Source organism: Flammeovirga aprica JL-4, assembly GCF_012844305.1.
Lineage (GTDB): Bacteria > Bacteroidota > Bacteroidia > Cytophagales > Flammeovirgaceae > Flammeovirga > Flammeovirga aprica.
Genome location: NZ_JABANE010000097.1, coordinates 1 through 12044, shown reverse-complemented (window position 1 = coordinate 12044; position 12044 = coordinate 1). Strand labels below are relative to the sequence as shown.

Here is a 12044-nt window from a genome sequence, read left to right as displayed (position 1 = left end):
CCAATAATTTTACTACAACTGATTTTTAATGTTAATTGTCAGTGTTATCATTTTTTAAAATAACAATGTAAGTCAAACAAGCACTCTTATGAAAAAAATCATTGCTACAGTATTTATCACTTTCTTTTCGCTATGCAATAGTATAATTGCTCAAAATATCACTCAATCAGGTGATAAAGTTGGCATCAATCAACCTTACCCTTCAAGTACATTAGATGTAAATGGAGATATTCAGCTCTCTAATGCTTCTATTCCTTTGGGATTAACCACAGAAGTAGGAGGGACAACACCTCTTCTAAATTTTGATGTGAATTTTAGAGCAAGCAATAAAAATAATGCTTATCCCGGTGCTACTTTTAGAATTGATTCAAGAGTCGATATATACCCTGTTTTTCAATGGGTCTTTAGAGAAGCAGGATCAACTTCTGAAACTTTTAATATGGTGCTGACCAAAGATGGTAAGCTAGGAGTTGGTACATTTACACCGTCCAATAAATTGGATGTGAAAAGTAGTTCGAATAATGTTGACCCAATAATAGAAAGTGAAAATGACTTGAATACCTCAAGCTATTTTTATACTGCTTGTTCGACTTCAGAAATTGCCAATATGACTATTATTGAGAATACCTTAAGAAATCCGATACTATTCAACCCGTATGGAGGCAACGTGGGTATTGGCAAGGTCAACCCCAACTATAAATTTTCAGTTTACGGGAAAATCAATAGTGATGATGTACATGTAAAAGTTTCGAGTACTTCGAATCGTGTTTTTGATGCTGAATATAATTTACTTTCTCTTCAAGAAACCCAAGAATACATTACTGAAAACAAACATCTTCCTGAAATGCCATCAGCTGAAGAAATGAAGGAGGATGGAATAGAACTTGGTGAGATGAATTTAAAACTATTGAAGAAAATTGAAGAGCTTACACTTCATCAAATTGAATTGATGCAGGAAATGCGAGCCTTGAAAAATGAACTACAGCAGCTGAAAGAAAATAAGTAAAGATTGTAATCCATATTTCCCACTGTTCATATTTGTCTTTGCAGATGGCTAACATTATGAACAGTGGGTGTCATTGAACATTACAGAATAATTTATCGTTCAAGAATAATCTAGATGATTTTTGAATAAAAAAACTCCAACTCTAAAGCGTGTTATACTCTAAAGTTGGAGTTGAATGACAAATGATTTTACCTAGATTACTTCTTCATATTTGAAGTGGCAATCTGACCTGCAATAATTGTTGAAAGTAAATCACCACCTTTGCTATTACCTTGACCAGAGAAATATTGCTCAGGCAATTTGATCTTACTGATATTGGCCCATTTCACAGAATCCTTACGGTACTCCCAAAGTGATTTTTGCTCGGGCGTTAAACCTGAAGAAACTAATTGTCTGTTAGCATAAGCTTTTGTTTCAGCTATAATCTTTTCTGTTTTTGCTTCTAATTGAGCAGTTTCAAATTTTATTTTAGCCAATTTCTTATTGGTCTCTTCTTGTTTTAATTGCGTTTCAATGGCAATCAAACTAGAAACTTGTTCTTTTTCTCTTTTTACTCTTTCCTCCGCTTTATCTCTTTCACCTTCTGCTAAAATTCTTGATTGTGCAGCCTTTGCTGTTTCAATTCTCTGAATTTCCAATTGACGTTTAGCAGATTCATCTCTTTGAGACTCCAATCTCTTTTTAAAAGAAGATTCCATATCAATGGAAGGTAAAACTACCTGAGAAATTAGGATGTGGTTTTCAGAAATTTCATTAGGTATTCTTTTAAACCTGCCTTTCTCATCGGCCACTTTTTCAACAAGATACTTTTTGCGAATTTCTTTTATTGCTCTGACTTCTTGCTGAATTGCTTGATCAAATAAAGTATCTGCTGTCTCTATTTTTCTTACTTCATAAGAACCATCCTTTAATTGCTCTTCAAAAGTTTGACGGAAAGATTGAGCATCACCAGAAATATAGTCTTGTGCTGCATACATATAAGCAGTATTGACCAATTGCTCTCTGATGGTTGGGATTAAGGTCATTGCCACAAGGTTCTCTTGTGATCTAAATTTCACCGCTACATCAATAAATGCTTCCTCAGTATTTGGCATCTGCACTCTTACTGATGGGTAGCCTAATGCTGTAACTTGGTCAATAAAACGAATATTGACAGGTTTCATTGATGAGTTGTCATCATCATCTACATCTTCTGTAGTGATGTCAATGTACTTACTCCAAGGTTGGACTTTACCAAACCATGTGAAGTGATAACCTTCACTCATGATCGCAGACTTCTGTCCGTTAGGGTAAGTTACAAAATATTGATACCCTGGCTCAGCCCATATCACCGCACTCGATAAGGCAATGGTGAAAACGCCGAAGAAGAAGGACATCAAACCAAACTTTGGATTTAAGACAGGATAGTTTTCTTGTAGTTTCGGGAACACCGATAATACACTATACATAAAACAAAAGAAGACGATAATATAGAATAATAGTGTCATAATAATAAATTGATAGTTGCTATTTTGGTTAAATAATATTCACAAATACATAAACGTATTACACTGCGATAAAGATGTTGTTTTAAGAATCTTTAGCGTGATGTTAAGGAATTGATATTTATTCAGGTTCTTGCTTTTATTTTATTACAACGGAGTTAGTTTTCACCTCAGAAGGTATAGAGTGGAAATATTACTACCATATTATCAGAGTTTGGATACCAGTTACACCTAACGAAATTTCTCAACTATAGAAGGTTATAACTGATAAAAGGAAATATCTCTTCCTACAAGTTTCTTTTTCTTTATTTTTAATACTCCCTTTGTGTACAGGTATTCAATCATTAGGTAATTATTCTTTTCGATAAAAGAGAACTTTCTTTTCTTTACTTGACTCAAGGCATCATCAATTTCTTGACTATACTTTTTCCTGAATTTTTCTTTAATGCATATGCTGTCTAACAGGAACTCATTATTAACAAACCTTCCTAATACTTTATATTTGTAGTTTTTCCTGTTTGGAAGTATCACTTTTATTGGAGAAGAAATATATTGCTTACCATCATGAAGAGTTATGTTAGGGGCTTTATGAAACAACATATAATTTTGTCTTTCAGGCTTTATTGAATCGTTTGCTACATATAATGGTTCTGATACTTTGTCAGAGACCTCTATATGTGACATTAAGAGAAAAAAGCTTAAATCAAAAGAAGGAATGAATTCAGGAGTATATAAATTGGGATGAACTTTTTTTGGTTTAACTAATTCATCAATTATTCTTAAAGTATCATTTATATAGGTATATCTATACTTCCTAACAAGGTCATCTGGAATTTCCATATTAATGAAATTCCACTTCTCTTCTTTGGTCTCCCCATAAGAGTAGCCAGTGGAAAAATAAAAAATATTGACATAATCTTCTTTGAAATTGAAGCACATATGATGAATTGTGTGGTAATTAGGTCCCTCGCAACCCATGCTATAATCAGAGATATAGGTTTGACCTGCAAGTGATTGAGCTTGAGAGGTGTTTATAGTAAATATGTAGAATAAGGAAATAAGAATGTATAGATTTGAAGATGGTTTCATAGTGATGCTTGCTTTATATTAGTATTGCAAAATTATTTATCAATTGAGTAGGGCTTGAATAACATCTTTCAATACAAAGTCCATGTAACTAAGAGAGATAAAAGATTGCCAGCCACACTTCATTCACTTGAAAGAAACCCCTCGTGTATACAACAAAGTGTGGTCAGCAGCTGCTTCTATTTTTATCGGTCAATCCCTTAAGGTAATTAAGGGTAGTCTCGTCTAATATCTTTTCCCATTGAGAAAACTCTTGATCAAAACTTTCAGCACCATATAAAATAACATCCATATTTAGGACTTCTGAAACGTTCCATTGAGACAGGTCTTGGTTGAAAGATTTTGCACACCAAAACATTCCAATTAAATACTGTGCATTACTGACATCCCATCTTGAGAGGTCTTGATTGAAGGCATTAGCATTTGCAAACATACCATTCATTGTCGTTACACTAGAAACATCCCAATTAGAAATGTCTTGATTGAATAGTTCATTACCATAAAACATATCAGCCATAGTGGTAACATTTGATACATCCCACTGAGATATATCATGATTGAAATCTTTTAAATCTTTAAACAAACAACTCATATCTGTAACATGTGTTGTGATCACAAACTTACAATCTTTACCGTCCTTGATGTATTGATCAAGGCTTTCACGATCTACAATAAGATAAGTATTGTTTTCAATTTCAATAGTATCCCCAACTTTCTTATCAGCTGCTGCTTTAAGGGTAGTTTGCTTTTCCATAAGTTCAGACTAGTTTATTAGTGTTAATGTAAAAAATGCTTTTACTGTATTACTAATTTAATGAGAAGAGATCTGATAAAAAAATATTCTTTTGTCTATATTTCAGTTGGAATATAATCTATTGTTCTTAGTATGGTCATTAAGCAACATTCTAAGAACTTGAGTCAGTTTGAAAGATATCGAATCACAAAATTATACTTCAATGGGTATTATAGTTACCCATTAGTTCGGACTGTCTAAGTGGAAAAGATAATTATCTTTTTTTGTGATTACAACGCTTAAAAACGTATTAATAGTGGTTCTATTAAAAGTTTTTTGAAGAAAGTAATCGCAAAACAATAATAGAATTAGTATTAGAAAATTTTGAATTTGTACTTATATTGGAAGCTCAAATAATCTAAACTTAAAGTCATGCATACAAACTATTACTTTTTTATTCCTTTGTTGGCATTGTTGCTTAGTGCCAATTCTATTTTTAGTGAAAATGAAAATTTCGATCCTCAAACGATAACTATTGAGAATGTCTATGCCACTACGACGAAGGTTCCTCAATATGAGAATCATATTTTAAATTGTTTTGATGGAGATACTACCACTGTTTGGCAAACAATGGATGGGATTCATATGAATGAAGGTATAATGATTTATTTTCCACACCCAACATACATCTATGACGTGGTGCTTTATGATGAAAATGGAAAAGTAACATCAGAGTATGATAAATATTGCAATGGCCGTCCTGTTTATTATGGTACAATTGATCATTATATTTCTAGCTTATTTATCAAATTTAGGGGTAGTAATCAGTTCAAAAATGGAGAATATTCAGTAGGCATTTCTGAAATAGAGTTATTGGATGAAAACGAAAATGCATATGCTATTAAAGCTCCAAAATTGATTAAAGGGCAGGTGAAAGCATCTAGTGCATTAACGCCAGAAATTGCTTATTCATCGAATAACTTAGTCGATGGCCAAAAAGAAAGCGCTTGGTCGGAAGCTGTGAAAGGTTTAGGTGTTGGCCAGAAAATCAATTTTACTTTGGAAGAAGAAACTCAGATAAATAAACTAAAAATATGGAATGGCTATCAACGTTCCAATGTACACTTTTTAGCAAATGCTTCTATGAAATCGTTTACTTTTGGAGTCAAAGGTGGTGAAAAAAAGAGCTACACTATTAACAGAGAACAAGGGGGGCAAGTGATTGATCTTGGAATAACTTTGACCGGTAAAGAATTTGAATTAGAAATTACAGGTGCTGATGCAGGTACAAAATACGAAGACCTAGTTATAAGTGAAATTCTTCTTAAAAATGGAAACTCTTCGATCAGTATCTTTACAGGTGAAGAGGAGAAAAGAGTGAAAAATAATATTGCCCTTAATCATAAAGTATTGAAGAAAGTTTTAGATAAACGATTGAATGATGAGAAAAAAGAAGCTATAGATGAAAGTGTTACTGTTTTTCAAACTTCATCAATATCGTTAAGATCTAATAATACATTTGTGTTTTATAATAGAGAAGAAGAAGAAATAACTGAAAAAACGGAAGATGATGATGACTTTTATGAAGAGGATGATAGTAGTGTAATAAGTGAGGTTATTGCTGATGGAAATTGGGAAATAAAAAGCATTACAGATGATAAAATAATCATTAGAATCTTTGGTAAGAAATTTACACCTCTTACTAGTCAAGATATTTATAAAGGTAAAACCGAAGGCTCAGCAGCAAGAATATTTCAAGATAATGTAACAATAACCAACGATGTTATAAAAGGACAGAAAGTGTTAGCACCAATAAGAATATTCTAATGATGGATCTTTTAGAGTCTAAGAAGGTATCGATTACCTCTGTATTCTTATTTATAATAGGTGCCTTCTTATGTGGCTTTTCATTATTCCAGACCCACTATGCGACGGGATGGGACAGCTATTTTTACATGGTTCAGACCAAAAGCTGGTTTGAACATGGTGCTTTGCATTCCCCAAGAATAAATATTATTTATCCTATTTTAATTGTATTTCAATTTATAATAGGTGACTATCTATTGTCGTATAAAGTCGTCACTATTTTAAGTTACAGTAGTTTTATCGTACTAATTTTTTACTTCTCTTATTCTAAAAGTAAAAAACTAAAATGGAGTATTGGAGTAGGGTTAATCATGCTGTTTAACCCTCAGTTGATCTATTTTGCAAGTCAGTTTACAAAGAACCTCATAGGACTTAATTTTTTCCTTCTGTTATTAATCATGATGGAGAAAAGAAAAGTAATTTGGGGTGTCGTTGTATTTATGGGCTGTGCATTATCTCATAAATTAATCTTGGCGTTAGCAGTAATTTATGTATTGGCTTTTCTCTCTTATAGTATCTTCAAAAAGTATTTTGAGAAAGGGACATCGATTACTTTAGTGGCCTTGCCAATAGTAGCATATCTTCTGATTTTAGTTTTACTGCCTTCACAATTGTCGGAGTCATTTCAACTACCCGTAATTTCCTTTATAGATTCTCATCATGATGTAATGAATTTAATTTGGAAAATATACGTAGTGGGAGTATCCTTCCTGTTTATTTTTATGTTGGGAAAAGGTGTTTTTTTCCAAAAACAATTGGATCATTTTCAATACAGTTTTCTGATTGTACTCAGTGTACTTTTCTTGCCGTTTTTAAAATGGGATGCCTTAGAATATTCCTTTCGGTTCTGGATTGTATTTGGAGTGATCTCGCCGTTATTATTAGTGGAGTTAAGAAAAATGCCTGCAGTGTTACTAATAGGAACATCAGCTTTAATAGGATTATTTTCATTTTCTACTTACCAACCCAAACTACACGATCCACCTTATAAGAAGTATTCATTTTTAAGCTCTTCATTATCGAAAATTGAGGAAATAGAAAATTCAGAATTGCTTATTGCTCATAAATCCTTAGCTGAGTTTATTTCCTATCAATTGGGAATCGATGTACTTCCATGGGGAATTTCTAGGGGAGAGGCAACCGATAAAGTATACCGGTTAGTGTATATTCCACCGCACAATAAAATTGGTTTTCTATCAATTATTGAAGATTACAAAATTAAGAGGTTATCAGCAGAATACATTTTGCTCAAAGAAGAGGATTGGCTAGAAAATATCAAACCTGTTCTACTCAAAGAAAACGAATATGAAGAGACTTGGAGGAATCCTTATTTGATAAGGTGAAGTGCTTTAGATTTCAATTTAAATAGCTTTAAGATTGTAAGTAGCTGATCATAATTAAATATAGTTTATAAATGTAGAATGAATTGATCTCAGGTAAGGCAAAATTTACAGTCCTAGCCATAGCTAAGGCGAAAAATTTTAACGAAACCTGAGTTTAATTCAAATACATTTAAGCTATAGATAATTTTGAACAGTTACTTATTATTAAAATATCATACCTAACGACCATCAAAACTCTTCATATCCAAAACAGAAGTAAACATTAATAACGAACCTTTTAATCCATTAACATCAGTTTTGAGAATAATATAGTAACTATGCATTCTAAATTTATTCGTGTGTTTCCAATTAACTAAATCTAAATGAACTTAGGGTATAAAATGCTAGTCCTTGATATGGACGATACATTATTAACGGATGATCATATCATATCTGAAAGAAATAAAGAAATGCTTCTCAAGGCACAGGACGAAGGTGTGAAAGTGGTATTAGCTTCTGGCAGACCTACTCCCGCAATGCTCTCTTATGCCAGAGAATTAGAACTTGATCGATATGGGTCATATATCATCTCTTACAACGGCGGTGCTCTTATCGATATGGTCGATGAAAGTATTATTTATTCTCAAAGCCTGACGGTGAATAATATTCATGACTTATATGATTTTGCTTCAAAAAATAATGTAGATATAATCACTTATTCATCTGATAAAATTTATAGCGAATCTCATTCAGAATACATTCAAGTGGAGATAGATCTTACTAAAATGGATTTTGAAAAAGTGACTGACTTCAAAAAAGCAGTTGACTTTGATGGAGTGAAATGTATAATGCTAGAGGAGCCTTCCAAACTTCAAGAGGTCAAGCCTTTACTAGAAGAAGCTTTTCCAGAACTGAGTGTTTCTTTCTCTAAACCTTTCTTTTTAGAAGTGACGCAAACAGGAATTGATAAGGCGGCTACATTGGCAAGGTTGGCGGAGACCACAGGCATTAAAAGAGAACAAATTATTGCTGTAGGGAATGCAGGTAATGATTTATCAATGGTAGAATATGCTGGTTTAGGAGTATGGGTAGACAACGTGACTCCTGAATTGAGAGATAAAGCAGATGTCATTGTGGCTTCTAATAATGATGATGGAGTAGCTGAAGTGGTAGAGAAATTTATCTTGAAAACAGAAATGCATTTAGAGGTGGTGTAACCTTTTATTAGAATTACTAAATGAGTATCATTTAACGCTCGTGCACCATTGTTAAAATAATGGTGCACGTCTTATTTATACTGTATTGCATATTTTTTCAGCAAGTTCAACATAACTTTTATAATTGAGAGACTATAAATAACAGGGAGAATTACTTTTTATACTATCCATAATTTTTTTATTCCCACGAAACCTATAATTTGAATAATCGATTTCCCATTTATTATTTTCAATATGCTTTTTCAAAATAAAAAACTTGTCTTGCTCTATTTTTTAATATTCATCACACCTGTAATGCTTTATGGTCAGGTAGTCGGTGATAGTTTGGTGGAAAAAGTAAATTATGCAAGCAGTAAATTAGTGAAATCAAGAGGTGCTCTTTTGAATGGTGAAAAGCATGGAGAGTGGAAATATTACTTTAAATCCATCAAGGATAATCATCTGATCTATAGAATTGAAACCTATGATAAAGGGGTAAAACATGGGGTTTTCAGAAAGTTTACCAATGAAGGAATTGTTATTTCTGATAAAAAATTCGAGAATGGAAAATTATCTGGAGATCATAAAAGATATTATGATGATGGCACATTAAGTTACTTAAGACATTATGAAAATGGAATTCCAGAAGGTAATAGTTATTACTATTTTGAAAATGGGAACATTGAAGAAGAATCTCATTTTAAAAATGGAAAGCTAGAAGGGGAGTATATTAAGTATTACGATGATGGAAATGTCAAAGAAAAGATCTATTACATCAATGGTTTGAAGGATGGGAAGTACTTTTATTACAATAAAAACAATCAATTATTTGTAGAGAGAGAATACAAGGAAGGTAAAAGAATGGGGGATGAATTGACTTATTATAATAATGGTCAGTTACAAGAAAAAGTGCGTTATGAAGGTCAGAAGAAAGTAGGGAAGTATCAGGAGTTTCATAAAAATGGAAAAGTAAAAACGGTATGTATATATACTAATGGACGTAGAAATGGTCAATATCAGTCTTTCTATGATAATGGTTTTAAAGAACTAGAATGTTATTATAATAATGGAAAGCCTGAGGGTGATTATTTAGAATTTTCTGAGGAACAAGAAGGAAGGATTTATAGCAAAAAGTTTTATAAAAATGGACGATTAGATGGGCAGGAAATCTTTTATTTTGAGAACACTGATACATTAGAAACACTCATAACATATATGCAAGGAATAAAGGAAGGTGACAGTAAAAAATGGTACCGATCAGGTCAATTGAAAATCCACAGAATTTACCAAAATGATAAGCTTATCTATCATGCTTCATTTAAAGAAGATGGAACCATGATTAAAGAGGGAAAACTTGATAAAGAAACGAATAAATTGATCTATAAAACAAATGATGACCTTTAGTAATAGCGATATGCTTTGATACCTTCTACTTTGAAAAAGGAGAGTGTTTAACTTTTAGGGAACTACCTATAAATATCAATATTTACTTCATTATCAATGTTTTGTGTGGTTGTCTACGTTTCTATATATTGGTTGTACCTTACTTTCAACATCTTATCTTTGGTGGTTTTGAATTTTAAATTAAACTAAAGTTTAATTTTCTGTAGATTAATCCAAATATCTAACTAAATTGCACTTAAAACACTATTAGCTAGACTTTTAAATAAATACTTCAGTAATAAATAATAAACAAATGAACAAAATTTGTAAACTACTACTACTCACTCTCTTATCTTCTTCTCTCTATGGGCAAAATGCCTTAGTATGGGGTTTTAAAACCCAAGGAAGAGTGTATTCATCGCCTGTTATCGATGAACATAACCTTTATATAGGGAGTAACGATTCTTGTTTGTATGTCTTAGACAAGGAAAAGGGGCAGTTGAAATGGAAATTTCAGACCGAAGGAGAAATCAAATCACAGCCACTCTTGTATGAAAATTCTGTGATTTTCAACAGTACCGATGGAGTGATTTATGCACTTGATAAACAGAGTGCAGCTCTACAGTGGCAATTCAAAACAGAAGGTGAACAGCGTAAAGACATCTGGGATTATTTCCTGTCCTCTCCTGTTGTTAATAATGGAAGATTAGTAATTGGCAGCGGAGACGGACATGTTTATTCTATTGATCCCAAAAATGGAACGTTGATATGGAAATATAAAACAGAGGGGATTGTACATGCTACTCCATTGATTCATGACAACAAAGTTTTCATTGGTAGTTTTGACGGATACTTTTATGCTCTCAATGAAGAAAACGGAAGTTTGATCTGGAAATTTAAGACAGTAGGTGATGCTTATTTCCCTGTTGGTGGAATTCAGAAAGGAGCATCTTTGTACAAGAATAATACAGTCATTTTTGGCTGTAGAGATTACAATGTCTATGCACTGAATACGGAAACGGGTCGAGGAGTCTGGAATAGAAAAGAAAAAGGTAGTTGGGTAATTGCAGCTCCTTTGGTTATTGATGATGTGATTCACGTAGGTACCTCAGATTCACATAGGTTTTGTAGCTTGTCTGCTATCGATGGCACTGAAGTAGCCTCTTACCCATTAAATATGCGTATTTACGGTGAAGCGATCCAATATGAAAACAATATCTACTTCGGCTGTTTCAATGGGAAGTTTTATCAAATCGAAACCTCAAAAGGAAAGTTGAAAGAGATCTTTCAGACGTATGGAAGTCAAAAGAACTACTATACTGTATTCGATAAGAAGGATCATTTTCACGATGGTTTTGAGTTGTACGGTCAAGATGTGGAAGGGGCTGAAAAGAAAATTTTAGACCTGGGTTCAATTTTATCCACACCAATCATTGATAAAGACATTCTTTATTTCGGTGATTCCGATGGATTTATTTATGCATTAAAGCTTGATAAAAGATCTATATAAGGTTTATCTTATACAATTGTGTAGGTTAAAAAAAGTATATTTTATGATTAATTATAGCGGTATCTGATTTTAAATAAATTAGATACCGTTGTTTTTATAGATATTAAATTTTCTTTTTACATTAAACAGTTGTTTTACAGATATAAGTATTAATAACCCTATAATCATAAATACTTATACATTGACTATATATACGCTATGAATAAATTTTATCTACTTCTTGGGGCACTTTTTTTATTGTATGGATGCGGATCTTCTTCTTCAGGTAGCCAAGAAAACACTAAAGAAAGTAAGGAATCGTTCAATCAAACAGAAGAAGTGGTGCAGACAGACACTACAGAAATTAATCATTCCATTGAGGAGATTGAAGAATCAGCAAAAAAATTGGGTGATGGCTATTTTAGGTTGATCTAGCTACATCCGTTACTAAAATTACCACATTTATAGTAATGTTTTTC

The 12044-nt window shown here is 32.5% G+C and carries 10 protein-coding genes; 7 read left to right on the top strand and 3 right to left on the bottom strand.

Going from position 1 to position 12044, the window contains the following annotated elements:
• Window positions 1-88 precede the first annotated feature (88 nt).
• Complete coding sequence (locus tag HHU12_RS25825; protein ID WP_169659628.1) at window positions 89-1006, top strand: vacuolar protein sorting family 37 protein; 918 nt, start codon at window positions 89-91, stop codon at window positions 1004-1006.
• Between the two features lie 197 nt (window positions 1007-1203).
• Here HHU12_RS25825 and HHU12_RS25820 read toward each other — a convergent pair whose 3' ends face one another.
• From HHU12_RS25820 to HHU12_RS25810, 3 genes are all read right to left on the bottom strand, one after another.
• On the bottom strand, window positions 1204-2493 hold the full coding sequence (locus HHU12_RS25820) for a hypothetical protein (RefSeq protein ID WP_169659627.1): 1290 nt from the start codon (window positions 2491-2493) through the stop codon (window positions 1204-1206).
• A 255-nt stretch (window positions 2494-2748) separates the two neighbouring features.
• Complete coding sequence (locus HHU12_RS25815; RefSeq protein WP_169659626.1) at window positions 2749-3330, bottom strand: hypothetical protein; 582 nt, start codon at window positions 3328-3330, stop codon at window positions 2749-2751.
• 412 nt (window positions 3331-3742) lie between these two features.
• Window positions 3743-4330 carry a BspA family leucine-rich repeat surface protein gene (locus HHU12_RS25810; RefSeq protein ID WP_169659625.1) on the bottom strand — a complete coding sequence of 196 codons (588 nt, stop codon included), beginning with the start codon at window positions 4328-4330 and terminating at the stop codon, window positions 3743-3745.
• 411 nt (window positions 4331-4741) lie between these two features.
• Here HHU12_RS25810 and HHU12_RS25805 point away from each other — a divergent pair, with 411 nt between their 5' ends.
• The 6 genes from HHU12_RS25805 to HHU12_RS25780 all read left to right on the top strand — a co-directional run bounded on the left by HHU12_RS25805 (window position 4742) and on the right by HHU12_RS25780 (window position 12000).
• Window positions 4742-6136: an NADase-type glycan-binding domain-containing protein gene (locus tag HHU12_RS25805; protein WP_169659624.1), complete on the top strand. Its 1395-nt coding sequence runs from the start codon at window positions 4742-4744 to the stop codon at window positions 6134-6136.
• Window positions 6136-7518: a hypothetical protein gene (locus HHU12_RS25800; protein ID WP_169659623.1), complete on the top strand. Its 1383-nt coding sequence runs from the start codon at window positions 6136-6138 to the stop codon at window positions 7516-7518. The genes HHU12_RS25805 and HHU12_RS25800 overlap by 1 nt, the downstream gene beginning before the upstream one ends.
• Window positions 7519-7880: 362 nt before the next feature.
• Complete coding sequence (locus HHU12_RS25795) at window positions 7881-8714, top strand: Cof-type HAD-IIB family hydrolase (protein ID WP_169659622.1); 834 nt, start codon at window positions 7881-7883, stop codon at window positions 8712-8714.
• Window positions 8715-8975: 261 nt separating this feature from the next.
• Window positions 8976-10097 (top strand): toxin-antitoxin system YwqK family antitoxin, encoded by a 1122-nt coding sequence (locus tag HHU12_RS25790; protein ID WP_169659621.1) that lies wholly within the window; start codon window positions 8976-8978, stop codon window positions 10095-10097.
• A 292-nt stretch (window positions 10098-10389) separates the two neighbouring features.
• Window positions 10390-11586: an outer membrane protein assembly factor BamB family protein gene (locus tag HHU12_RS25785; RefSeq protein WP_169659620.1), complete on the top strand. Its 1197-nt coding sequence runs from the start codon at window positions 10390-10392 to the stop codon at window positions 11584-11586.
• A 198-nt stretch (window positions 11587-11784) separates the two neighbouring features.
• The gene (locus HHU12_RS25780) at window positions 11785-12000 is read left to right on the top strand and encodes a hypothetical protein (RefSeq protein ID WP_169659619.1); all 216 of its coding nucleotides are present in this window, start codon (window positions 11785-11787) and stop codon (window positions 11998-12000) included.
• The last annotated feature ends 44 nt before the right edge of the window (window positions 12001-12044 follow it).